Annotated in this window: 18 protein-coding genes and 1 pseudogene; 9 read left to right on the plus strand and 10 right to left on the minus strand. The window is 45.4% G+C overall.

Features of this window, described 5'->3' with window-relative positions; all coding sequences use genetic code 11:
- Positions 1-323: 323 nt before the first annotated feature.
- Positions 324-542: pseudogene (locus QZ918_RS23895) on the minus strand (FAD-dependent oxidoreductase); the annotation flags it as partial.
- Between the two features lie 144 nt (positions 543-686).
- On the opposite strand from QZ918_RS23895, the gene QZ918_RS23900 reads away from it, so the two are divergent.
- Positions 687-1,289, plus strand: coding sequence for a hypothetical protein (locus QZ918_RS23900; protein WP_293339038.1), 603 nt, complete (start codon positions 687-689; stop codon positions 1,287-1,289).
- Positions 1,290-1,428: 139 nt separating this feature from the next.
- On the opposite strand, the gene QZ918_RS23905 is transcribed toward QZ918_RS23900, so the two are convergent.
- The gene (locus QZ918_RS23905) at positions 1,429-1,950 is read right to left on the minus strand and encodes a tetratricopeptide repeat protein (RefSeq protein WP_293339041.1); all 522 of its coding nucleotides are present in this window, start codon (positions 1,948-1,950) and stop codon (positions 1,429-1,431) included.
- On the opposite strand from QZ918_RS23905, the gene QZ918_RS23910 reads away from it, so the two are divergent.
- The gene (locus QZ918_RS23910; RefSeq protein WP_293339044.1) at positions 1,949-2,167 is read left to right on the plus strand and encodes a hypothetical protein; all 219 of its coding nucleotides are present in this window, start codon (positions 1,949-1,951) and stop codon (positions 2,165-2,167) included. The genes QZ918_RS23905 and QZ918_RS23910 overlap by 2 nt on opposite strands.
- A gap of 114 nt (positions 2,168-2,281) precedes the next feature.
- Here the strand turns inward: QZ918_RS23910 and treY are convergent, their stop codons facing one another.
- Positions 2,282-5,074 carry a malto-oligosyltrehalose synthase gene (gene treY, locus QZ918_RS23915; protein ID WP_293339126.1) on the minus strand — a complete coding sequence of 931 codons (2,793 nt, stop codon included), beginning with the start codon at positions 5,072-5,074 and terminating at the stop codon, positions 2,282-2,284.
- Between the two features lie 130 nt (positions 5,075-5,204).
- Positions 5,205-7,031, minus strand: a complete 1,827-nt coding sequence (gene treZ / locus QZ918_RS23920; protein WP_293339047.1) for a malto-oligosyltrehalose trehalohydrolase — start codon at positions 7,029-7,031, stop codon at positions 5,205-5,207.
- Between the two features lie 313 nt (positions 7,032-7,344).
- On the opposite strand from treZ, the gene glgX reads away from it, so the two are divergent.
- Both glgX and QZ918_RS23930 read left to right on the plus strand, forming a co-directional pair.
- Positions 7,345-9,378: a glycogen debranching enzyme GlgX gene (gene glgX / locus QZ918_RS23925; protein WP_293339050.1), complete on the plus strand. Its 2,034-nt coding sequence runs from the start codon at positions 7,345-7,347 to the stop codon at positions 9,376-9,378.
- 281 nt (positions 9,379-9,659) lie between these two features.
- Entirely contained in the window at positions 9,660-10,700 is a 1,041-nt protein-coding gene (locus tag QZ918_RS23930; RefSeq protein WP_293339129.1) for a glucokinase, read from the plus strand.
- Positions 10,701-10,820: 120 nt separating this feature from the next.
- On the opposite strand, the gene QZ918_RS23935 is transcribed toward QZ918_RS23930, so the two are convergent.
- Both QZ918_RS23935 and QZ918_RS23940 read right to left on the minus strand, forming a co-directional pair.
- Positions 10,821-11,270, minus strand: a complete 450-nt coding sequence (locus QZ918_RS23935; protein WP_293339053.1) for an EVE domain-containing protein — start codon at positions 11,268-11,270, stop codon at positions 10,821-10,823.
- Positions 11,267-11,758 carry an SRPBCC family protein gene (locus QZ918_RS23940; protein WP_293339056.1) on the minus strand — a complete coding sequence of 164 codons (492 nt, stop codon included), beginning with the start codon at positions 11,756-11,758 and terminating at the stop codon, positions 11,267-11,269. The genes QZ918_RS23935 and QZ918_RS23940 overlap by 4 nt, the downstream gene beginning before the upstream one ends.
- Before the next feature lie 43 nt (positions 11,759-11,801).
- Between QZ918_RS23940 and QZ918_RS23945 the strand changes: the two genes are divergently transcribed.
- Positions 11,802-11,933 carry a hypothetical protein gene (locus tag QZ918_RS23945; RefSeq protein ID WP_293339059.1) on the plus strand — a complete coding sequence of 44 codons (132 nt, stop codon included), beginning with the start codon at positions 11,802-11,804 and terminating at the stop codon, positions 11,931-11,933.
- Positions 11,934-11,986: 53 nt separating this feature from the next.
- Here QZ918_RS23945 and QZ918_RS23950 read toward each other — a convergent pair whose 3' ends face one another.
- The 4 genes from QZ918_RS23950 to QZ918_RS23965 all read right to left on the minus strand — a co-directional run bounded on the left by QZ918_RS23950 (position 11,987) and on the right by QZ918_RS23965 (position 18,622).
- Positions 11,987-14,347: an FHA domain-containing protein gene (locus QZ918_RS23950; RefSeq protein WP_293339062.1), complete on the minus strand. Its 2,361-nt coding sequence runs from the start codon at positions 14,345-14,347 to the stop codon at positions 11,987-11,989.
- A gap of 218 nt (positions 14,348-14,565) precedes the next feature.
- Positions 14,566-16,494, minus strand: a complete 1,929-nt coding sequence (locus QZ918_RS23955; RefSeq protein WP_293339064.1) for an ABC-ATPase domain-containing protein — start codon at positions 16,492-16,494, stop codon at positions 14,566-14,568.
- A gap of 205 nt (positions 16,495-16,699) precedes the next feature.
- Complete coding sequence (locus tag QZ918_RS23960) at positions 16,700-17,725, minus strand: M20/M25/M40 family metallo-hydrolase (RefSeq protein WP_293339067.1); 1,026 nt, start codon at positions 17,723-17,725, stop codon at positions 16,700-16,702.
- 318 nt (positions 17,726-18,043) lie between these two features.
- Positions 18,044-18,622 (minus strand): hypothetical protein, encoded by a 579-nt coding sequence (locus QZ918_RS23965; RefSeq protein ID WP_293339069.1) that lies wholly within the window; start codon positions 18,620-18,622, stop codon positions 18,044-18,046.
- A gap of 342 nt (positions 18,623-18,964) precedes the next feature.
- Between QZ918_RS23965 and QZ918_RS23970 the strand changes: the two genes are divergently transcribed.
- The 4 genes from QZ918_RS23970 (at position 18,965) to QZ918_RS23985 (ending at position 24,465) form a co-directional block, all read left to right on the plus strand.
- A complete protein-coding gene (locus QZ918_RS23970) occupies positions 18,965-22,306 on the plus strand; it encodes an EAL domain-containing protein (protein ID WP_293339072.1) in 3,342 nt (1,113 codons plus the stop codon).
- Between the two features lie 549 nt (positions 22,307-22,855).
- Complete coding sequence (locus QZ918_RS23975; protein WP_293339074.1) at positions 22,856-23,680, plus strand: hypothetical protein; 825 nt, start codon at positions 22,856-22,858, stop codon at positions 23,678-23,680.
- 76 nt (positions 23,681-23,756) lie between these two features.
- Positions 23,757-24,125 carry a hypothetical protein gene (locus QZ918_RS23980; RefSeq protein WP_293339077.1) on the plus strand — a complete coding sequence of 123 codons (369 nt, stop codon included), beginning with the start codon at positions 23,757-23,759 and terminating at the stop codon, positions 24,123-24,125.
- Positions 24,126-24,246: 121 nt separating this feature from the next.
- Entirely contained in the window at positions 24,247-24,465 is a 219-nt protein-coding gene (locus QZ918_RS23985; RefSeq protein ID WP_293339080.1) for a hypothetical protein, read from the plus strand.
- The last annotated feature ends 7 nt before the right edge of the window (positions 24,466-24,472 follow it).

Genomic DNA, 24,472 nt, shown 5'->3' on the forward strand with positions numbered 1-24,472 from the left:
CTCAGAAAGAGTAAGATGGGTGTAGCTCATGGGGGTGTCCTTTTGTTGTGGTAAACATTAGACTATCCCTGTGAGTCCCCCTTGGTCAAACTCCTGGGTGTTGCACTTCAGATTTGAACTGGCGTTTGTTATCTGGTTTGATCGTTCGGAATGCGAGTCCTCTGATTTGGATGCGGACTAAAGTCCTCACTACGAACCTATGTACGTTTATTTGCAGTATTTTATTCAATAAGTCTAAGATTTTAAACCGATATCCCGCAGCATTGCTAAATGTTTGTGCAGGGGTGCGATCGTATTAGCTGCGATCGCCCCGCTAGCAGCAACAGCGCATCAAGAACTTGTCGCAGCGGATTCGCAGAGGGGCTGTAGGTTGACACTCCTCGACTATCTTTGAACCCGTGTGCTGCCCCGCCCGCGATCGAATGGCTTTCGCAGACAATCACATCAAAGCCATAGCTGGCAAGCATTGCACCGCAACTCAACCCACCGATACCGCTGCCGATGATGATGATTTCTGTATCCGTGGGGGCGATCGTCACCATGTTGTTCTCCGCTACCTACATCCCCTAATATTATTACAAACCCCTCTCTTTCCCTCTCCCTCTGCGGCCTCTGCGGCCTCTGCGGTTCATTACCTCAAAAAAATCCAATAGCAAACGAACCTTCCTATATTATTGTTAGTTAAAATGGAAAACATATCAATTCTAGAACAAGCCGCCAAATCCAATCCTAAACCATCATCCACCACCGTAGTCGCAGCCCTCCTAGAAGCTGAGAAAAACGCCAAAAAAAATAAAACTCGCTATTCCTTAGACCAACTAATCGGTAATTGGCGCTTGTGCTTTATAACTGGCACCAAAAAGACTCGACAGAAAGCGGGAATTGTGCTAGGCGCCGGACGTTACATCCCCGAATGGGTGGCGAAAATTCAAATTGCTTACTCAGTTGAACCTGTTGCTGAAGGCGAAAAGCCTAGTGAAACCGGCAGAGTGGAGAATTCGGTGCTCGTTGGTGCGATCGAATTAACTCTTTCCGGGCCGACGAAGTTTTTGGTCAATCAGAATATATTAGCATTTGATTTTACCAGAATTAGGGTGAAATTGTTGGGTAAAACCGTGTATCAAGGATTTATTCGCGGTGGTGAAGCGCGGGAAGCGGATTTTTTTAGTTTGAGTGTGGGGAAACAGGCATTTTTTGCATATTTTCTGGTAGAACCTGGGATAATTGCTGCTAGGGGAAGGGGCGGCGGATTGGCTTTGTGGCAGAGAGTTTCAACAGTTGACAGTTGACAGTCGATCCGTTGTAGGGGCGGTGCCCCCGTGCCCGCCCTCTACCCTTAAGTCCGAGGAATGAAACAGTGAATAATTTTGTTTTATTTCCCCCTCGAAGGAGGAGGCTTTAAACCCATTCTTCTTGGTGAACTCTGACTTATTTACTGGTTTTGTTGACTTCTTTGATATTCTCCAAAATACTAGATTCCAGCGCGCGATCGCCTATTTGTCGTGCAATTGCCAAAGCTTGGTTATAATATTTCAAAGCTTCGGGCGGCTGTCCCATAGTCTGGTATACTGAACCGATACTATCCAAAATATCAGCTTCCTCAGAGCGATCGCCGACTTCTCGGGCGATCGGCAAAGCTTGGTTAAAGTATTTCAAAGCTTCTTCCAGCCTAGAAATAACGTAGTAGTTAAGACCAATAGCATTGAGTGCTATGCCTTCAAGTTCTCTATTTTTAAGTTTTTGTGCACTGGCTAAAATTTGCTGCCATATTTCGATCGCCTGTTGGTGTTTTTCTTGCTTTTGCAGTCGATCTGCTTCCTCTATCAGTTTCAGAAGTTCTTCACTCTGTGCATCTTGACTTTGTGCCCAACTAGGTTGCACCATCACCGGCACAGTCAGAGGACTCAAACACGCACCCAAAACTAAAATAATACTGAGAATTTGTTTCATGTTTTTGATAATTCGCTATAGAGGATTAATAGAGTATATATCTGAATTTGCCACATCATGTCCGGTCGATCGCTATAACAAACAACTGTTCGTAGTGCGGACTTCAGTCCGCAATATGCTGCGGACTGAAGTCCGCACTACGAACGGATATTATCGCGGTCAATCGACCGGACACGATATGATTAGTCGAGTTGACTTTTACTGGCTATTATTTTAACCCCAAAAACCGAGCGACAGCGACAGGTTTGAACATATCCCTGTCGCTATAAAAAACCAATTCTCCTACTGTCAACAGTCAACCGTCAACTGTCAACCGTCAACAGTCAACTGACTATTGACTAATCAGCAAAGCTGCGGGAAAGTAGCTGAGAGCATCACCAATGAGCAGCTTACCGTTACTTTCAACAGGCTGATTGGTAATCGCATCCTTCCAAACCGACGGCATTTTATCCGACAATTCCAGATTAGTATCTTTCCAGACTTGTTTGCCGATCGGCATTTCTTCCGGTTTCACAATTCCCGTCAAGTATCGAGGAGCGATCGCAATAACTGTAGTATCTTCAAAGCTGCGAGCAAAAGCAATCACGTTATCTTTAAAAGTGCCAACTGCGTGCAGTGGTTGATAATCGCCAGATTGAAAAACTTGCAAGTATTTTTTTCTAGCTTCTAGGACTCTTGCCGTCAAGAATAACTTAATTCTCGCATCTGCTCGCGTGGCAATCAAATCTTCCACCAGTTTCAACATATCCGTCTCAGCTTGCTGTTTAATATCCCGCAAAACCTCGATTCGGCGGTCAAAATCCACTGGACGGCGGTTATCTGGATCGACGTGGCTTAAATCCCAAAATTCCGTGCCTTGATAAATGTCTGGAACCCCAGGTGACGTAATTTTTAGCAACGTTTGAGATAAAGAATTGAAAATTCCGTAATCAGCTACTTTTTTCCAAAAAGGTAGAAATTTTTTGAAAAACTGATTTTGTTCTGAAGGTTCGAGAACGTTATCGATAAAGGTCATAAACCCAGTTTCGTAGTCGTTGTCAGGCCTCAGCCAAGCTGTATAAACTTTGGCTTCGCGGACGGCTTTAATCGCATAATCTTTGACGCGAGTCACATAATCGGTGTTTTCAATTTCCTCAAATGGAAAACTGCCAAGCAGAGTTTGATACAAGAAGTATTCGTCGTTAGTATCGGGAACAATTCGATTCACAAAGTTGACTTTCTTAGAAGAGTTTACCTCTCTCCAAGACCTGACTTGTTGTTCCCATTCCTCAGGAATTTCTGACAAAACATTAAGTCTAGCTCGCACATCTTCGCCGCGTTTGGTATCGTGGGTAGCTGTAGCATTCATTTTGTGAGGCCAAGCTACTTGCTGCTGCTTGTTGAACTCGTGAAAATCCGCCAGCGAAACGCCGAACTGACTGGGGTTTCCTCCGACTTCGTTGAGGGATAAAAGGCGATAGTAGACGTATAGCAACGTGTCTTCAACGCCTTTGGCCATCAGGGGGCCTGTCAACTGCTGTAGTTTCATGACAAAGTGCCTGCGCTCCTCTTTTTGTTCGGCTGTGAGGGTTTCTTCTTCTTCCAGTAACAGCACCGTTTCGATAAATTTCAGTTCTTTGAGGAGTCGCGGTACTAATTCTTTGGCGTGGGCGATCGCATATTTGACGTAAATGCGATCGGACTCTCGCAAACCCTCTTGATTAATGTAAGTTCTGTACACTGGAAAAATCGTCAAAACCGCAGCCAGCGCTTTTTCCAAACCCGGACGAGTAAAGTCATTTCCCTGTCGGGATTGACCGGAAATATTCTTCAAAAGCTGAGCCAGATTGTCTACATCTCCCGCCAAATTTTTCTCAACAATCAGCCCTTTTTTATCTAAAAACAACTGTTCGTAAGGAACATTCAAGCGAGTAAATCTCTGATAAATTTCGCTAAATTGCTGTTCGCGATCGCACCGACAAAAAACGCCGTTTACGTAGTTCAAAAAGTCGTAGCCGCTGGTTCCCTCAATCGGCCAATAGGACGGCAAATCTTCCTCGTGTTCCAGAATCTTTTCCACAGTAATGTAAGTGTCCCCAACTCTATCGCGGAGCCGTTTCAAATATTCTGTGGGGTCGTACAGTCCGTCGATGTGGTCGATTCTCAATCCGGTAAACTTTCCCTCATCCACCATGTCGAATATCAGAGCGTGGTTTTTATGGAAAACTTTAATCTCTTCAACTTTTACCGAAATCAGTTCGTTGACCGTAAAAAACCTGCGGTAGTTGATTTCTTCGGCGCCCACTTTCCAGAAAGAGAGACGATAAAATTGCTCCGAGAGTAAACCATCCAGCAAATTAAAGCTTTCTGGATTGCCCTTTTCTCCGTTAAAAAATTTTATATTTTCATCGATAAATTCCTGGACGATGGGATTTTGATTGTAGAGTTCCCACAGCAGCCCTTTGACAAAAGCTATCTGATCGTATCTGGCTTTACCTTTAGCTTCAGAAGGTGTATTCTTAATTAGATAAAGAATCCCCAAGAACTTGATAAAATCTGGATGTCGCCTGCCTAATTCCCTGCCTAAATGCCCCAGATTGTGACCGATAAACTTAGCATAAGATTCAATTTTTACAGGCAATTGTAAGCTGTAGTAATTGATGGTTAGCCCAATTTCGCTGTATTTGAGTTGAATCTCGCCATTTTCCAAACACTCACCATAAAAATTGCCCAGCAGCGGAGCCAGCACTCGACCTCTGAGATGTTCGTAAGCGTGATTCCATTCAATATCAAAGTAATCGAAATAGTCCGAATCCGGGCCGTGTTCTAATACATCTAACAGCAACAAGTTTTGAGTGTCGTAAGCCATGTGGTTGGGAACAATATCTTGCAGCCATCCCATGTTCCGCTTATTGATTTCGTAGGTGAGGGATTCAAAGTTTTCTGAGGTTCCCAATTCAGGATTGATTTGATTTGAGTCAACCACATCATATCCGTGACTGCTGCCTTTTCTGGCTTTGAATATCGGTGAGGCGTAAATGTCGGTAATTCCTAATTCTTCCAGATAGCTGAGGATTTGTTTAGCGGCTTCAAAGTTAAAACCTGCATGAAATTGAATCCGATAAGTGGTTGTGGGAATTCTCATCATCTTGATTTTACTCCTGATTGATTAGTCGATCGGGTAGTTGACAGAAATTACGCAAACAGTGGCTGGACGCGAGCTATAGCGGTTCTCAGAAAGAAGAGGTACGTTGTTGGGCTTTAGCCCTATTGGTTTAATTGATTAATTCGTAGAGTGCGAAACTCTGCGGTTTAACAGTCAATTCTTGCTGCGAATTGATGTTTTCAGGCAAGCTAGAACCTGAACCCATCCATTTTACATCAGCAGAGTCTAAAATTTTGTGACCATTGCCTTGGGGAAGTCCGGGCGTAACAGCGACCTCTTGCTTGTTGAAGTTCAGGATGCAGAATATCTGGCTGTTATCTGTCCACCGACGGAGAAACAAGATTTTTTCTGCTTCTATGCTGGAAACTTCTAGATTTTTTTTGTCTAGTTTTTTCAGGGCGGGGATTGTTCGCCGCAGTTGAATCAAATGTTGGTGCCATTCCCAGAGGATTTTGTGTTTTCCTGCTGTTGATTTTTCCCAGTTTAACTTGCACTTTTGGAAGCTCTCAGGACTCTGGGGGTCTTGAAATTCGCCTCTGTCTTCAAAAGCTTTAAATTCTTGTTGCTTGTCTTTGCGAATCGCTTCAATTAAGTCAGGATCTGAGTGGGAAACAAAGTACAGAAACGGCGTTGTTTCTCCGTATTCTTCTCCCATAAATAAGAAGGGAATGTAGGGAGAAATCAAAACTGTACCGGCTGCGAGTTTCAGCGCTTCAAAGTCCACTATTTGCGAGAGTCTGTCTCCTAAAATCCGGTTGCCGATTTGGTCGTGGGTTTGGGAAAATACCAGAAATTTCTCCCCCGGTTCATCTTTGACAGAATTGCCGTGTTTTCGCTTTCTGTGAGGTGCATACTGCCCGGAGTAAACAAAGCTTTCTTTGAAGGATTTTTCTAGGTGTTCGCACTTGCCAAAGTCTTGGTAGTAGCGGTCATTTTCTCCGGTGAGCAAGGCGTGCAGTGCGTGGTGGAAATCGTCGCACCACTGGGCGTCTAATCCGAAACCGCCGAGTTCTTTGGGACGTACTGTGCGGACATCGTTTAAGTCACTTTCTGCGATTAAGTAAAGTTTCCTGCCGATTTCTTGGGAAATCTCGGCGGTGGCGTCGGAGAGTTCTTGTAAAAACGGTCGGGCACCTACTTCAAATATTGCTTGAATTGCATCTAATCTCAGACCGTCGATGTGATAGTCTCGAAACCAGTAGAGGGCGTTTTGAATAAAGTAGTTGCGGACGCCGTCGCTGTAGGCGTCGTCGAAGTTGAGGGGGTCTCCCCAAATCGAGCCGTATTTTGAGGTAAAGTAGGGGCCGAAGTCGCGGAGGTAGTTTCCTTCGGGACCGAGGTGGTTGTAAACGACATCGAGTATTACTGAGATGCCGTTTTCGTGGCAGGCATCGATCAGTTTTTTGAAGCCTTCGGGGCCGCCGTAGGAGTTTTGAACGGCGTAGGGATATACGCCGTCGTATCCCCAGTTGCGATCGCCTGGGAATTGGGCAACTGGCATAATTTCGATGACATTAATCCCCAATTCTGTGAGTTTTTTGAGTTGGGGAATTATTGCTTCAAATGTTCCGGCTTGGGTGAATGTGCCGACGTGCAGTTCGTAGATAATCATTGCCGACAGTGGCACGCCTTGCCAATTTTTGTCTGTCCAAGCAAAGGCATCTCGATCTATTACTTGCGAGGGGGCGTGGACGCCTTGGGGTTGATATTTTGATGCCGGGTCTGGTCGGTCGGTTTTTCCTTCGAGTTGGTAGGTATAAAGGGTTCCGGGTGCGATGTCTGTAGCTGTGGTTTGCCAGTAACCTTCTGCGGATTGTTGCATGGGTATTTGGCGCGGTTCTGGGGAAACTATTTGGACTGCTATTTGTTTAATTGTGGGCGCCCAAACTGTAAACTCACATTGGTTGTTGCCGAGGTAATTTGCTCCTATCTTCACTTTGAGTGGTTCTCCTTATAAAATAGGTTGGTTGTCCGATCGCCCTTGGGACGCAATCAAATGCTGTGTTCTTGAGGTGAGAGCGCCTCTGATGGTAAGATTACTTAAAATTACAAACAACTAACTCCAGACAGAGCAACGGTTAGAATTATCGCTGGGGCAAAAGTAGCGGTTCGTTATGTATAAATTAGAGCATGAATCTGCACTCTTGGCGATCGCCATTCTTGGCCACCTGCCAGAGTTAATATTTCTGGTTTATAAGGTCTAGAATATACCTAAAGGTAGATAGCAAATCAGCGCGAGCGTGTATCCTATGGTTATTGCTTTTGGACGGGAAATCTGCTGCAATCTCGACTCGGCGGAGTCTCGCGAGTGGTTGGTGACAAACGGAATCGGCGGTTATGCTAGCGGGACGATCGCAAATCTCCTCACCCGCCGCTATCACGGGCTGCTGGTGGCTGCCCTCAAACCCCCGCTGGCACGGACTTTGATGCTCGCCAAGCTAGACGAGACGGCCGTGTATGCCGATCGCGCCTACCCGCTTTATACCAACCGCTGGGCCGACAGTACGATCGAACCCCACGGCTACAACTGCATCGAAAGCTTCCACCTCGAAGGTACGACGCCTGTGTGGAGGTATGCCCTCGCCGACGCTATCCTGTCCAAGCGGATTTGGATGCAGCAAGGTGCTAACACAACATACATTCAATACCGCTTGCACCGCGCCTCACAACCGATCGCGATCGCAGTCAAAGCCCTAGTCAACTACCGCGACTACCACCACATGACAAGCGCCGGCGACTGGCCTGTGAGTCTGGAAACTTTGACACAAGGGGTTTGCGTGACGGCTTTTGACGGAGCCGCACCCCTGTACCTGCTGGCAGATGCTACTCCAGAGGCTAAATTTCGAGTCTCTACGCCCTTATACAATTGGCACTACGGATTTAATTTGGCGGCCGAACAGCGGCGCGGGTTGGACTACTGCGAGGATCACTTGCACGCGGCGACTTTTCACTTTGCGATCGCACCAGGACAATCTCTGACACTGATCGCAAGTACCGAGAAAAATCCCGAGCTCAACGGCGACACAGCTTTAGAATTGCGCCAAGCGGGCGATCGAGCGCTGCTGCAAAACTGCTCAAAAATCAGCGAATCTCCCGACTGGATCGAGCACTTAGTGCTAGCAGCCGACCAATTTATCGTCAACCGCCCGCTACCAAAGGAACCCGAGGGTAAAACCATTATCGCCGGATATCCGTGGTTCAGCGACTGGGGGCGCGATACAACGATCGCCCTGCCCGGTCTCACAATCTGTACCGGGCGGTGGGAAATTGCCCGATCGATTTTGCGAACATTTGCACGGTATGTCGATCGGGGAATGCTGCCAAACCGCTTCCCGGATGCCGGGGGCGCTCCGGAATACAACACCGCAGACGCCACGCTGTGGTACTTTGAGGCGGTTCGCGCTTACTGCGATTGCACCGGAGACGACGAACTTTTGGCGGAACTCTGGCCGACACTATGTGAGATTGTGGATTGGCACGTAAACGGAACTCGGTATAACATCCGCGTCGATCCTGACGACGGTTTAGTCTACGCGGGGGAAAGCGGCGTGCAACTGACTTGGATGGACGCGAAAATCGGCGATTGGGTGGTAACTCCTCGGATTGGTAAGCCGATCGAACTTAGCGCGCTTTGGTACAATGCCGTGCAAGCAATGACAAGTTTTGCTCGAAAACTGGGCAAGCCTCACCATGAATACCAGCAGTTGGGCGATCGTACCGCCACCGGATTCGATCGCTTCTGGAACGACTCAACCGGTTACTGCTACGACGTTCTCGACGGCCCCGACGGACACGACATTTCCCTGCGGCCCAACCAAATATTCGCCGTTTCCTTGCCCCTGGACTCGATTCCTGGGTACGAGGGCAAGCGCCAGGAAACCCGTTATACACCGTTACTCACGCCCGTACAGCGCCGCGCCGTCGTGGACGCCTGCGCTCAGGGGCTTCTCACTTCCCACGGCCTGCGGAGCCTATCGCCGCAACACCCGCAGTATCGCGGCGCATATCAGGGCGACCAATTGCAGCGCGACAGCGCCTATCACCAAGGCACAGCTTGGGGTTGGCTGATCGGCCCGTTTGTCTTGGCGCACTTGCACGTATACAAAGACCCAGCACAAGCTCGCGAATTCCTGGTACCGATGGCACATCATATAACGGCTGGCGGAGTTGGCAGTCTCGGCGAAATTTTTGAAGGCGACGCCCCCCACTCGCCCCGGGGCTGCACGGCTCAAGCTTGGACTGTGGCCGAAGTGTTGCGGGCTTGGTTGGCAGTTGACAGTTGACAGTTGACAGTTGACAGTTAAATAGTAGCCAAATCAAACCGTTTCTCGATCGCGGGGTCAGGGATCTATAGTTGTTAATAGTGATAAGTAGGTTGGGTAGAACTGAGATGTTGCACCATTCTCAACAAGCCTTTTGCTGACAATGATGCAAGATGTGAGGTACAACGAAGTGAACCCTACGCTTCGCTGGATCCAACCTAAAAATTATTGGTTTAACAGTGGACAATACTGTCAACTGTCAACTGTCAACTGTCAACTGTCAACTGTTTTATCGGAGGTTTATGGCATTATTATTAGCGGGCGACATTGGCGGAACTAAGACAATTTTGCGCTTGGTAGAAAGGACTGCTGATGGTGCAATGAATGCTCTTTACGAGTTTCGCTATCCAAGCGGGGAGTTTCCCGATTTAGTGCCGATAGTTCAACAGTTTTTGACGGAAGCTGCTACAAAACTAGATTTAGCACCGCAGCCTGAAAAAGCTTGTTTTGCGATCGCCGGGCCGGTAGTCAACAACAGCGCCAAACTGACTAATTTGCCTTGGCTGCTGGATGCAAAGCGTCTGGAACAAGAATTAGGAATCTCCCGCGTCAGTTTAATTAATGATTTTGTAGCGGTTGGTTACGGCGTGTGTGGTTTGGAAGCTACAGATTTACACACCTTGCAAGTAGGAAAACCCAGTCAGCACGATCCAATTGCTGTGATTGGTGCGGGTACAGGTTTGGGACATTGTTTTGCAATTCCCGAAGCAAATGGGATCAGGGTTTTTTCTTCGGAAGGGGGACACGGTGATTTTGCTCCTCGTTCGGAGTTAGAGTTTGATTTGCTAAAATATTTGTTAGCAAAACATGACATTCAAAGAATATCGATCGAGCGTGTAGTTTCGGGACAAGGGATTGTTTCAATTTACCAGTTTTTGCGCGATCGCAAGTTTGCTCCTGAATCAGCCGAAGTGGGAAAAGCTATCGATCAATGGGAGTCGGAAATCGGCAAAAGCGAGAAAACAGTCGATCCGGGGGCGATAATTGCGGCGGCTGCACTCCAAAAGTGCGATCGGCTTTCGGAACAAACAATGCAAATGTTTGTAGAAGCTTACGGTGCGGTAGCCGGAAATATGGCTGTTTCACTTCTACCTTACGGCGGTTTGTACGTAGCCGGTGGCATCGCTGCGAAGATTTTGCCACTGATTCTAGAAGGCAGTTTTATGCGAGCTTTTACCCACAAAGGTCGGATGGATTCGCTATTAGAAATGATGCCGGTGCGGGTGGTTTTGAATGGCAATGTCGGGTTAATTGGAGCGGCGGTTTGTGCGGCAGGTATTTAGGGTATTGTAGGGGCGGTGCCCCCGTGCCCGCCCCAGTTAATAATTGTAGGGTGCGTCAGCTTTAATCTGCTCGATTTTTGCTAAAATGGCGATCGGCTGACGCACCCTACTAATCTATAATTACCTCAGCTTCAAAATCTTCTGCGCCGCACTTTCAGATATCGGCATCACCGACAAGCGATTACCTTTCCTCACCACCAAAATCTCATCAGCACTAAATTTTGCTTTGAGTTCATCCAAAGATATTAAATTAGCAAACTCCTCAACAAACTCAACTCTCACAGTCTGCCACCGAGGCGCATCAAGCTGAGATTTAGCATCATAATACTCGCTATTCACATCAAACTGAGTCGGGTCAGCAATCCCAGTTTCAACCACGCGCGCCAACCCAACAATTCCCGGAGTTTTAGTATTAGAATGGTAAAAAAATACTAAATCATCCAAACTCATTTCCCGCATAAAATTGCGCGCTTGATAATTGCGAACGCCATCCCAAATCGAAAATTTGTCACGCCGCAAGTCCGCAATACTATAAACATCCGGTTCCGACTTCATCAGCCAATAATTCATACAATCCCTTCGCTTTGGCTAGCCAAAAATTGTTGAATATTGTCTAAACACTGCTGCATAGCTTTGTTCATAAAAACCTGAACCAACAACAACCCAACCGGATATAATACCGGAGAAGTCAGCATAAAGTAAAACTCCCAATCAATCCGAGTTCCCTTTTCTGTAGCAGCAAACTTCCAATCTCCGCCACCAGACTCAATCAGTAGAGAAATCGGAAACTTAAACCCTCTAACCAATCGATAGCTTTGTCTTTCAGGCTTTTGGAAACTAATCATTTCTTCATCAATCACCGAACCGTCGGAATTTTCGATCCGCCGCACGCCACCTTCACGCATCTCTCCACCATCAGCCATTTCAGCTTTCACAATTGCCGGAATCGGCCCGAATCCGCGAAAGACTTTTGGCAGATTTGACAGAGATGTCACAAAATCAAAGACTATTTCCGGTGATGCAGGAATTTCTACTAAGGCGTTGGTTTTAACTAACATTTAATTCTCAGATTTTGGGCATTAACTAAGTGCAGATTTCTAATTGTATAACGCTTCTCAGAAAGAAGAGGTACGTTGTTGGGCTTTAGCCCTTCTTGGTTTAAACTGTCAACTGTCAACTGTCAACTGTCAAAGGTGCGTCGCTGTGAGATTTTTCACTTTTTCTAGTAGATGATTCATGGCGACGCACCCTACGGTATTAACTTTTTAACTGTCAACTGTCAACTGCTATAAAATATCTTTCCGCTTTTGCAACCACAGAGTCAACATCAAATACACGAAAATATGCACGCACAAAATCCCCCAATTTAAACTCAGATTGTGCCACGTCGGATCGTAAACAGGAGTAGGCTCAAACGGCTGAGGAAGTGTACTCCCATCCGGCAAAGTAGTAGGCGCGGGAACCAGGGAATTTACATTAACTAAAGAGCCGTAAGCACCCACAGACCAGCGACTTAACATCAACCAAGAAAACTTGCTCGCCACACCTTCCATCCTAAACAAAACTCCCGAGAAAATAATCTGAGGTAGCAATATTAGAGGTAATGCACTGTTAGCTTGAGAGCCATTTTTGACAATTGCCGAAACCAGCAATCCGAGACTGATGCAGCTCATTAAAGTTAGAAAAGTGGTAATAGCTGCTCCCACCGGCCAAGAAATTAAACTCGGTTCGGGGGATTTGAAAGCAATCAGAATAACTCCTACCATCAACAGCGTTTGCAATACCGCTAACCCGGAAAGTATGAAAACCTTGGAACCCAAATAAGCAAACAATCCTAAATTAACCAAACGTTCGCGCAAATAAATAGCAGATTCCTTGACAATTTCTTGCAGGGAAGTTGCCAAACCTACCCAAATAGCAGCGCAGGTAAACACAAACAAAACTCGCATTGCTAAAGGTGCTAAAGTTGCCTCCGGCGCGCCAATTAACGGGTCTTTGTCCCTGACGGCAAGCCGCAGCAAACTAATTCCGATCGGAGCCGTTAATAGAGCTAAACTTAAGTTAACTAGGTCGCGGGAAGTAAGCTGAAAATAGCGCTGGGCTAGCAAAACAAGTTGTTTGACAAAAGATACAGATTTGGGTTTGGGAGGCGCAGCGGGCGTTTTTCCACTAGCGTTGCCGGTGCTGAAGTGGTTGACAATATAGCGCTGATAGTAGGGAGATTTCTTGAACTTTTCCGCCCAGCTTTGAACGTTGGTTTCTCCTGTTTCTAATTCGTTGTAAATGTCGGCAAAATCCCCAGTTTTGACATCGAAAAAATCGAGGGCTTCCCCAGGCGGGCCGAAGTAACAAAGCCGTCCGCCGCGGCCCATAAACACAATGCGATCGCACATTGTGATATTTGCCGTCGCGTGAGTCACCAGAATCACAGTGCGGCCTTGACTTGCCAACTTTCGCAGCAGTTGCATCATCTTCTTGTCCAAACCCGGATCCAGCCCAGAAGTCGGTTCGTCCAAAAAGAAAAGTTTCGGATCTGCTAACAGTTCAACTCCGATGCTAACCCGTTTGCGCTGTCCGCCGCTAAGTTCTTTGACAACAGCAGTGCGGCGGTGAGTCATTTCAATATCTTCTAAAGTTTTGGTCACTACTTGCTGAACATTTGTATCGGGAGGTAAGCGCAATTTAGCGGCATAACTCAATACTTCTTCTACTGTCAAATCTGCGTGAATAATATCATCTTGAGGGACATAACCGATTTGATTGCGATAAATATTGAAGTTTTGGCGCAGGTTGTCGCCGTTGAGAAACACAGCGCCTTCAGTAGTTTTCTCAATGCCTAAAAGCGTCCGCATTAAAGTAGATTTACCCGCACCGCTACCGCCGACTAAAGCTACAAACTGCCCCGGTTCGATCGCCAAAGTGATACGATCCAAACGCTTGGGAATCACCAGATTGTCAGCATCCAGGCGAATTTGACTGCCTCGGTCTTGCACCTCTAACGTATGATTGCGGTAAGTTAGAGTAAACGGGCCGATCCGAATCGCATCTCCCTCGGCCAACTGTACAGAATTTGTGATGCGCTGACCGTTGACAAAAACACCATTAACACTGTGATCGCGTAAAATATAATTGCCGCGACTGTCAGCATCAATTGTCGCGTGTCGCCTCGAAACCAGCGGCGCATCTAATTGTAGCGAAGCATTTGGATCGCGGCCCAACAAAACCGATCGATTGCTGAGGGGAATTGACTGTTTGCTGGGGGGAAAGATTTGACTCGCCAGGGGATTAAAATAAGTCACCAAAACTTGATTTTTGGGATCGAGACCAATTTTAATTTCTGTACCGTTTTTGAGACAATAACCGTCATTGGGAGTGATGCGAGTGCGATCGACAAATAAGCCATTAGTGCTCGGCTGCTGGCCGTCACCGTCGTAAATCCAGTAATTTTGGCCAATTTGGCGCAACACAGCGTGAACCCCCGAAACTGCCCGCCAGGGTTCGGGAACAACCAAATCAGCACGAGTGCGATCGCGCCCCAGTACGTGCTGCGGCTGTTTTAACTCTAACTGTATGCTTTGATCTTGACTCGTTAATACCAAATAAGGGCGATCGCTGACAGCAGTCGGTTGTCCTATATTACCTATCATATTGAAATAGCCTTTTTTGCATACACTTTTGTCAGCATATCAAAAGTGAGGCAACAATCCACTTATTTATTTGCGAACTTATGCAAATTATCTATACTATCGTCTTCCGCCCGCGTTACATCTATATTAATTATTCCCTATTCCCTCTTCATTCTGTCAACTATCAACTGTTCGTAGTGCGGTTCGTAGTGCGGACTTCAGTCCGCATTATGCGGACTTCAGTCCGCACTACGAACAACCGACAAACTTCGCAGCCGATTAATAGCCGCCGCCAATTCAAAGCGACGAAACATAGCAAAATCCCCCTCAGGAAAAGACGATAAAATATCCATTCCCTCGGCGTCAATATCTGCCATCACCAAATCGATAATTTCCGACAAAGTGCGCTTCCCGTCCATGTACTGCCCCTTAGCATAAACCATTGCCGAGGCGATCGCCCGCAACTGTCCCCTGTCCACAATTTGCTCGACAGCGCCCAAATCAATCTCCTCACTTCCGAAAGCCAATTCATCAACATCCCGCACCTTCACCCGCACATCTCGCCGTCCCCGACTCGGATCTAAACTAGCAGGAACCGGAACTCTTTGAGTAATCTCACCAAAACTTTCTCCCCCTTCAGCAGCGCGACTCGTCGAGTAATTATTTGCGATTTCTTTAGCTTTTTCTGTCACATCATATGCTTCAAAACTATCCATTGAAATCACAGTATCCGCCACATCAAAATAATCCCCACTTCCCCCCATCACCAAAATAGTCGATACGCCATAATCTGCGTACAACTGTTTCACTTTATCGACAAACGGCGTAATCGGTTCCTTATCCTTAGCAATCAGGGCCTGCATTCTGCGATCGCGAATCATAAAATTAGTCGCCGCCGTATCCTCATCCACCAACAAAACAGGTACTAAATCCCCTTCACAATCCGCGACTAATTGACTCTCCATCACAAAAGATCGAGATTCCCCCCTCTTCCCTGAAAACCCATCCGTTAAATCCCGTACATTGCTCGTCGCCGAACTTCCTTCTTCACTAGAAATCCATCCGTTAAATCCGTTAAATCCGCTACAGAATCCGTTGCCGAACTTCCTTCTCCCAACCTCCAAAGCCTCAATAATATTAGCAGCTTGCGACGTACTGCCGCTCGCATTTGCAGTAGAAAATTGTACAGTATCTCTACCTTGCGGCAAATGATTGATAAAAGGAGAAATATCCACCGACGCCACACTTCTGCCATCTTCCGCCCGAATTTTCACCGCCGCCGGACTTGTCACCACAAATTCCCTACCATCACCCGGAATATGGTTGTAAACTCCCAACTCAATCGCCCTGAGTAAAGTTGATTTGCCGTGATAGCCACCGCCCACAATCAAAGTAATCCCAGCGGGAATTCCCATACCGGAAATCAAACCGCGATTCGGACAATTAAACTCAACCTTTAACGACGGGGGCGACACAAAAGCCACAGCATCATTTAACAGAGAACGGTTGTCAACACCGCTGCGGCGTGGTAAAATAGAACCGTCAGCAACAAACGCAACTAATCCATTTTCAGCTAACTGCTGCCGCAACCAATCAGCATCTTCTACAGTTTCAACATGACGGCGACATTCCGCAGCATTTAAGCTAGAATATTTCAAAGCTTGGCTGACAATTTGCGGGATATCTTCGCACAGCATTTGAGCAGCTTGTCGCCCTAAAATACTGCGCCCGCCCGCCGGAAGTCCGACGGAAAATCGGATTTCAACTCCTCCTAAATCTCCGAACTCTGATGCAGTTGAGTCTAGAATAAATGCCGAAGTTCGTTCTAAAACTTCTTTGCCGAACCGACTCACTGCGATCGTACCGCTTTTACCGCTGCCGCGCCTGCTGCTGGTGCTATATGCTGCTTTGTCAAACTGGCGAGTTAGGTAATCTCGCAGGGCTATTTCTCGACTGCGAGATTGGAAAAGTTCGCGGGGAATTCGAGCAATGTTGGGCGGAACTTTGACTCTAAATTTACTGGGAGATGCAAAGGGATCTCCTTGAACATAATCAATTATTAATGTGAATTCTGAAAAATCATAGCTACCTTGAATATCTTTGTAGGCTTTGTAGCTTCGATTGTCTAGTTGCAGTAAATGCTGTCGCAGGTTTTCTTTGTTAGTCATTTCTTGTAAAGAAGAAGGAAGAAGGAAGAAGGAAGAAGGAAGAAGGAAGAAGGAAGAAGGAAGAAGGAAAAATTAGCCATTACCAATGCCCAATGCCCAATGCCCAATGCCCAATGCCCAATGCCCAATGCCCTATTCCCAATGCCCAATGCCCAATGCCCAATGCCCAATGCCCAATGCCCTATTCCCTATTCCCTATTCCCTATTACCGAATATCCAATAGTTTAGCTGTGGCATTGACAACGATTTGGGCAGAACCGGCGAAAAAAGGTCGATCGATATTTGCGAGTGTATCGGTAGACTGGTGGTAGTGGGGCGATCGCAAATTTGCAGTATCCGTCACCAACACAGCACCAACTCCTTTATACCAGAAAGGCGCGTGGTCACTACGCAAAACATCGGGAGTCAGCAGCCCTTTCAGGGGAACCGGCAGCGTCATCACCGGTGGTAAATCAGCTTGTGGCGACTCCGCAAAAGTACCCAAAAGCAGCGGATGTTCCGCATCCCCAATCACAGCGATAAACTCGCCCTTATCGGGAGAAGTCACCCCCGCTGCATCTAGAAAAGGTTGCGGTTTCAATCCTTCGGGATATCGCTGACATCCAGCCGTGCGGCAGGCATAACCGATCATATCCAGGACGATCGCACCCTGCAAATTTTTTAACCGCGCCGCGCTACCCGCAAATGCTAAACTGCCTAAAAGTCCGATTTCTTCCCGATCGAAAAATGCCACTTGCAATGTCCGAGGCGTAGGACGAGAACCCAGCAATCTTGCTACTTCTAAAACTGCCGCAACTCCTGTTGCATTGTCGTCAGCCCCAGGGGATTGTGGTACAGTATCGTAGTGTGCTCCAATTAAAATTGCACCAGCCTTTGAATCAGTACCTTTTCTCTCGGCGAAGACATTAATTCCGCGATCGAACTCCTGCAATTTTGGTGAAAAACCGAAGGTTTTCAGTTGTTGGGAAATGTAATCTCTCGTAAAAGAGCGAGCTCGTTCTCCCTCGCGTTCTCCTGCTAAAGTTTCGACGTGTTTCCACAACCGGGACGAGTCAACTTGCGGCTGACTGACTGCATTTTTTTCAGCAGGAGACTGGTTTTGGGAAGTGTGGATAGTGCGATCGATCGAAACTTCCGGTACAGCCGTTTTCGGCTGCCACGAATTAGAACCCCAACCCACAACTGCCACCGCAACCAGAATAAATAGCGCTATCGAAATCAATTGTTTCATCAGTAAGTCTATTTGATATTTTAGGCTATTATGTTTGTGATTTTACTTGACACCATCGTTAAAAATAACCATGTTTCCAAAAAAGAAACTCAAAGTTTTTAACATTTTTTCTAGTAGCGCTATCCTCAAAGATCGTATTGTATAACTAGCTCTTAGGTACGTAGTTGCGCTTCAGCGCTCTTTAGACATATATATTAAAGAGGGCTAAAGCCCAACAACGTACCTGCTTCACTGTAGTTCTGTAATTCCTGTTACTTGCTTCAGAAAATTCACGACGAACTCAAATACTAATTTACATTCGCAACTCACAACTCAAAACTACTTTTTCTCCCACTCTATCTCCTTATTTCCCAAAATTAACCCGCTACTGGTAGGGAAAGCATAAGGAATAGTTTTTGCGGAAAAATCAACAATTTGAGTTTGTTGTTTAAACCACTCCGAGTAACTGGGATTGAGTAACTCGTACAGTGCTTTTAAATCTTGGATTTCTGCCTCTAGCTGCGCTGCTGCTTGATTAATTTTGCGAGCTTGTGCTTGCAAGCGCTTTTCCCCGGTTTGAACGTGGTTTTCTACTTCTTTCCAGTGTTCTCCCGCCAGCAATTTATCTAGTTCACCTTGTTTGTAATTGAGTAAAGCCTGTTTTGCTTCCAGTTGCTTTTCAATAATTTTAGTCTCTCGGTCAATTTCCTGGATTTGCTGCAACCACTGCTCCCCAAAAGCAGCATTTTGCTGGTGGAACTCGGCAAGGGCCTCAGGAGTATTATTCTTGGGAAAACTGACTGTCACTCGGCACTCTGAGCGCTGTAGGCAAAGTTTTTCCCGCGCCTCTTGCAGAGAGGCAACTTCTGCTTGCAGCGCGCGGACTTCTGTTTGGAGTTCTGGGATCGTCTGACTCATTGGTTCAATTCGTGGATCTCTGCATCGATCTTAAGCTAATTGTTTATTTTTCTAACAAATCTCCGCCGCCTATGAGCGGGAATTTTCTAATTTTAGCGCGATCCCAGCCGATGTCTAGGCATAATGGCGGATAGTTTGTGGCACAATGGCCGATGACAGATCTTAAATTAAGATTAAAATTATAATTAGTTACAAAGATAAATTCTTATTTTTGAGCTCTTCAATTTACTAAAGCAACATAAATTCAGGTGCTATTCTTTCTGTAATTCCTCAACATATGCTCAAAGTATTTAGATTTCTTGAGACAGGAAGACATCTTTTTAAAATCAGGAACTGGAGCAAATGAAAATTACGTATCAATTCATTTTGGCATCTTTGACTGCTGCTACTTTTGGTGTTGAATGTAGCATTAATTCAATAAAATTGTCGGCAAGTATAGGGGATATAACCGACAATCGCGGTGTGGAAGAAATTGTGGTGGAGCCTGAGAAACTTAGCTCTTTGGGAGCGTCATATCGCCCCACTACTTCGGCAACAGCCGACTTATTTGTAGATAATTTATCCCAAAGAGAAGCTGTACATTTACCAAGCGACAACTTTATACATTCTCCGCAAAATTCCGAAAATAAACGTAGTTTTGGTCGGGAAACAATCTGTTCTTTTTTGGCTTTTATTTCTATAATAATCTCGTTATTAATCAGGACGAACACAGCAACTATCTTATCTAAGGCGAGCGGGAAATCTCACTCTGAAACAGAGAAAGAAAAGCTACCAGAAGCAAAAAAAGTGTTGCGTCAAAAAAAAGAACAAGATATCGGGGATACTATTGCCAAAATGACCCAAGATTTGCAGCAAACTGCGGAATACGCCCTGGATATTTGCGAGGAAATGAGCGTCTCGATCGTTGCTACAACTCCCGGCGGTCATATCCTGTCGTCTAACCAAGCTACCTGTCAACTTTTAGGATACTCTAAAAAAGAGTTGTTAGGCAAACAAATAGCTGGACTTTTCAAACAAACTGAATCACCGGCAGCCGGATTAGAATCAGCAACATTAACAGCCCAAGGTTCTGTCCGCAACGTCGAAAAAGTCTACCTTTCCAAACAGGGTAAAAAAATAATTGTACTGCTTTCAATTTCAACTATTCGCGACGGCAAAGGTGAAGTGAGCGGCAAGTTATATGTAGCACAAGATATTACCGATAGCAAGCGGGCTGAAAGAGATTTGCGGCGCAGTGAAAAAAAGTTTCGGCAACTGGTAGAAACTGTTAATGCTGCTGCATTTATCTATCAGCGCCGACAGTTGCGCTATGTCAATTCTCAGACAGAAGCTTTAACTGGATATACTCGCGAAGAATTGCTAGGATTGGATTTATACGATTTTATTCATCCAGATTTTCGATCGACAGTTAAACAATGGGGTAAATCCCGCCATCCGCGAGACAGTTCAGGCTCAAAATATGAAGTGAGAATTATCACGAAAACTGGAGAAACTCGCTGGATAGAAGCCACTGTTGATATTATCAAATATGAGAGAAAAGCGTCAATATTAGTCACAGCTTTTGACATTAGCGATCGCAAATTAGCAGAGTTAGAACTAGAAACATCTCTTTCTTTGCTTCAAGCAACCATTGAATCTACTGCTGACGGAATTCTGGCGGTGGACGGTAGCGGAAAAGTTGTCAGCTTTAACCGCAAGTTTGCTCAAATGTGGCAGTTGCCAGATTTTCTGCTAGATTCGAGAGATAGCAACCAAATTTTGGGGTATGGAATTAACCAGTTAAAATACCCGGAAATCTTTCTCAGCCGTGCTAAAGAATTGTCTGATATCCCCGCAGCAGAAAGTTTCGATGTCATCGAGTTTCAAGATGGCAGAATTGTCGAACGCTACTCGCTACCGCAGCATACTGGAGGCAAAATTACTGGTCGAGTGTTCAGCTTTCGGGATGTAACGGAACGCTGGCAATCTGAAGAAAAACTCCGCAAAAGTGAAGAACGCTTTCACCTGCTGACACGGGCAACAAATGATGCGGTTTGGGATTTTAATGTGTCAAGAAATGAGTATTGGTTGAGCGAAGAGTTTGAAAAAGTTTTTGGATACAAACTCAACGAAACTCAGACGATAGAATTAGAATTGTGGTGGCTGAATGTTCATCCCGAAGAACGGGAAAGAGTGAAGTCTAGCTTCAACGAAACAATGAACTCAGACGCTCAATGTTGGTCGGAGGAATACAGCTTTCGCCGCGCAGATGGGGGATATGTTTTTGTGCTCGATCGCGGTTACATTATCCGCAATGCTAGCGGCCAAGCAGTGCGGGCGATTGGCACTATGATGGATATCACTCAGCGCAGGCAAGCTGAAGAAATTATTCGCTATCAAGCTGTTTATGACCAACTCACAGGTTTACCGAACCGGATACTGTTTAACGATCGCCTGTTGGCTTCATTAAAACAAGCTAAAAAAAATGAAAAAATGCTCGCTGTGATGTTTTTAGACTTGGACAGGTTCAAAAAGATTAATGATACACTAGGTCACGCTGCGGGCGATCGCCTGTTAGAAGGTTTTGCCGGACGCATCAGCGACACTTTGCGATCGACGGATACGGTAGCCCGCTGGGGAGGCGATGAATTTACTGTATTGCTTCCCGAAATCAATTGCTTAGAAGATGCGATTAAAACAGCTCAAAGAATACTCGACAATTTAAAACCAGCATTTAAACTAGAACAACAGGCGTTTCACATCAGTAGCAGCATCGGCATTGCCCTTTATCCCAACGACGGCGAAGATGCCGAAACTTTAGTCAAAAATGCCGATGCTGCTTTGTACCGCGCTAAGGAAAGGGGAAGAAATAATTATCAATTATACACTGCAACACTTAATCCCGAAGGCAGCCAGTTGCTAAATATAGAAAACAGGTTGCACGAGGCTTTAGAACAGGGAGAATTTGAGGTTTTTTACCAGCCAAAAGTCAACATCACTACTTGGAAAATCCAGGGGATGGAGGCCCTGCTGCGCTGGAAACATCCAGAATTAGGTTTAGTTTCTCCGGCAACATTTATTCCGATCGCCGAAGAGAACGGATTAATTGTCCCTATTGGCGAATGGGTGCTGCAAACTGCCTGCACTCAAAATAAAGCTTGGCAGGATGCTTTGCAACCAGATTTGCGGGTAGCGGTCAACTTTTCGGCGCGGCAGTTTCAGCAATTTAATTTAGTGCAAATGGTGGCGAACTGTTTGGAAAGAACTGGTTTAGCACCGAAGTATTTAGAGTTAGAAATCACGGAGACTACAGCTATGCAAGATGTGGATTATACCACAAAAGTTCTGAGGGAGTTGCAGGCTATGGGAGTGCAGATTGCGCTGGACGATTTCGGTACTGGTTATTGTTCTCTAAATTATCTCAAAAAGTTTCCGTTGAATATCTTGAAAATAGACAAATCTTTTGTCAGCGAACTGACGACTGATCCGTGCGAACGGGCGATCGCAAATGCTGTAGCGACTCTGGGGCGAGATTTGAATTTGAGCGTGGTAGCTGAGGGAGTAGAAACTAAAGAGCAGTTGGATTGTTTGCGATCGCTCCACTGTCACGAAATTCAGGGTCACTATTTTAGCAAGGCGCTCTCGGCTGGGGATGCGAGCAAACTGTTGGTAAATTGTCTGTTGAGGAAAGTGAGAATTGCATGACATTTGTCAGTTGACAGTTGTAGGGGCGATGCCCCCGTGCTCGCCCTCCTAGTTGACAGTTGGGAAGTTGGGAATTCGATCGCCCGCGCCACATAAAATTAACTGGTTATCAGGTGATGGCGCTGGTTTAGGTATGTAGTTGTGATCTTTGCGCTCTTTACCTAAATATCAAGAAAGAGCGCTGAAGCGCAACTACGTACCTTGAATGTGAGAGCAAAGAGCGAATCGGTAATGCTGTGTCGTTGGAGGCGGGCGATCGATAACAGTAAAAGCGAGCGATCGTCTGATACAATCTCGATCGCGCCATAGAAATGACGCTGATTCCTTGCACGAAGTGGTATAAAAAATGTTGCTAAATACGCAGATGTTTTTAGCTCTTGGGAACTTTTGGTGATGCTAATACCAAGACCTTACTTTTGCAGCATCACGTTTGGTCATTGACATCTGTGATATTAATCACAGATGTATAATGATCTATACTATATCCATTTCTGGAGGAAGTTGGTATTGTTGACGTGCTACTCAAATTACAAATACTATTGCCATAGTATGAGCTATGTAAGAAAAATTTCAGTAAAACTGTTTCATCACTTTAGAGACAGGCTGTCTAATACTGAAAAGAGTATATACCTAATTTTAGCTGCATTATTAATTGTTCAAGTTGCTCAATTAGTTGTTCAATTAATAGCTGAGAACAAATACGTGTTTAGTGTTATTCTTGGTATAATAATTCTTGCCCTTGGTCTTTATCTACACTTAAAGCGACAAAGAGGTGTTAGAAATAATCATAAACTATCTGATTTAGAAGATCAGAATAATTTAACTACAAATAATAACATCAATACAGATGGTGGAAACTATAATGGAGTAGTTGAAGGTAATTATATACAAGGTGATTATATAAACATACAAGACAACCGTGTAGACATGAGCAAAGATATTACTTCCATTCTTAATGATTTTCGAGTTATTTTAACTGAAATGCAAAGTCAAGGATATAATACAAAGCAAGCAATAAACCAAATGGCTAAAGAGTTAGCCGAAGAGACTCGAAATAAGCCCTACGTTAAAGGCAAGTTTCATATTGACGAAAATGCTGATGACAGTGAAGTTTTTCAAGAATTTGTTAGGCTTTTAATTCAACATAAGTATCTATTCAATCAAACAACAGGCTATGAAGAAGAAAATCATGGAGAAAACATTAACTATGAAAGACATACAATTTATCTGGAATCAGACAAAGATGATTTTTGGTGGTATTACAAGATAAATGGTCCTCTGTGTAATGAAAGTGGTAAATGTTGTTCTGGCAAAGACTGGGCAATCGATGAAGCGAAAGAGAAGATAGACGAAGCAAGATTTAGTAATTGGTAGATAGAAGTGTGTGGCTGTAGCTCACTAATCAATCAGGTATCAAATTTCAATTGTAATAACTTAAGGAGATATCAAGATGAGTAACAATGAAAACTGGACTGTTAACACAGGTGGCGGTAATTTCAACAAACATATTCAAGGTAGTTACATTCAGGGAAATTACTATGCCGCAGGAAAGCCTCAAAGTTTAGTGCAAGCAGCAGGCGAAATTCAAGCATTACTCAAGCACCTAGAAACCAGCTATCCTAGCGATATACCAGCAAGAGATATGGTAGTGGCAACGGAAGTGGTTAAACACATCGAGACTAACCCAACAATGAAACAAAAAGTTATAAATGCTGCGAAAGAAGGTGGTTTAGCAGCGTTAGAAAAAGCTATCGATAATCCAGCCGGGGCGTTTATTATTGGGGCAATCAAAGGCTGGCTGGAAGTGAAGAATAATTAGCGATCGCAATTATCTTTAATCGCCGCTTTAATTTTGGAGTTTGGACAAAATAGATCACCTTTTCGGTTAATCTTCGATATCCCCCGCGAGCGATACCTCATCAATTACAACGAATAGCGCGATGAATATCGCATTTATGGGTGTGCCATGCAGCTCGATCGCTGGCCCTGCAATGCCCGCAGGTGCTGCGGGCATTGCAGCACTCTTAAACAAGCTGGATGGCTTTTACGACCGATCGATCTTGGCGATCGATCGCCCGATCGACTTAAAACTTAAAATAGTGTGCAGAATAACGGATTTGTGCCAAAAGACAGACGAAAATATCGCTACCCCAACATAAATGCTTT

The sequence above is a fragment of the Microcoleus sp. CAWBG58 genome (assembly GCF_020883045.1).
In the GTDB taxonomy this organism is placed as follows: Bacteria; Cyanobacteriota; Cyanobacteriia; order Cyanobacteriales; family Microcoleaceae; genus Microcoleus.

Bases quoted from the DNA above. Each gene is read 5' to 3' on its own strand.
- QZ918_RS23900 (WP_293339038.1), top strand. From the start codon at position 687: ATGGAAAACATATCAATTCTAGAACAAGCCGCCAAATCCAATCCTAAA.
- QZ918_RS23910 (WP_293339044.1), top strand. From the start codon at position 1,949: ATGTTTTTGATAATTCGCTATAGAGGATTAATAGAGTATATATCTGAA.
- QZ918_RS23905 (WP_293339041.1), bottom strand. From the start codon at position 1,950: ATGAAACAAATTCTCAGTATTATTTTAGTTTTGGGTGCGTGTTTGAGT.
- treY (WP_293339126.1), bottom strand. From the start codon at position 5,074: ATGAGAATTCCCACAACCACTTATCGGATTCAATTTCATGCAGGTTTT.
- glgX (WP_293339050.1), top strand. From the start codon at position 7,345: ATGGTTATTGCTTTTGGACGGGAAATCTGCTGCAATCTCGACTCGGCG.
- QZ918_RS23930 (WP_293339129.1), top strand. From the start codon at position 9,660: ATGGCATTATTATTAGCGGGCGACATTGGCGGAACTAAGACAATTTTG.
- QZ918_RS23935 (WP_293339053.1), bottom strand. From the start codon at position 11,270: ATGAATTATTGGCTGATGAAGTCGGAACCGGATGTTTATAGTATTGCG.
- QZ918_RS23940 (WP_293339056.1), bottom strand. From the start codon at position 11,758: ATGTTAGTTAAAACCAACGCCTTAGTAGAAATTCCTGCATCACCGGAA.
- QZ918_RS23950 (WP_293339062.1), bottom strand. From the start codon at position 14,347: ATGATAGGTAATATAGGACAACCGACTGCTGTCAGCGATCGCCCTTAT.
- QZ918_RS23955 (WP_293339064.1), bottom strand. From the start codon at position 16,494: ATGACTAACAAAGAAAACCTGCGACAGCATTTACTGCAACTAGACAAT.
- QZ918_RS23960 (WP_293339067.1), bottom strand. From the start codon at position 17,725: ATGAAACAATTGATTTCGATAGCGCTATTTATTCTGGTTGCGGTGGCA.
- QZ918_RS23965 (WP_293339069.1), bottom strand. From the start codon at position 18,622: ATGAGTCAGACGATCCCAGAACTCCAAACAGAAGTCCGCGCGCTGCAA.
- QZ918_RS23970 (WP_293339072.1), top strand. From the start codon at position 18,965: ATGAAAATTACGTATCAATTCATTTTGGCATCTTTGACTGCTGCTACT.
- QZ918_RS23975 (WP_293339074.1), top strand. From the start codon at position 22,856: ATGAGCTATGTAAGAAAAATTTCAGTAAAACTGTTTCATCACTTTAGA.
- QZ918_RS23980 (WP_293339077.1), top strand. From the start codon at position 23,757: ATGAGTAACAATGAAAACTGGACTGTTAACACAGGTGGCGGTAATTTC.
- QZ918_RS23985 (WP_293339080.1), top strand. From the start codon at position 24,247: ATGAATATCGCATTTATGGGTGTGCCATGCAGCTCGATCGCTGGCCCT.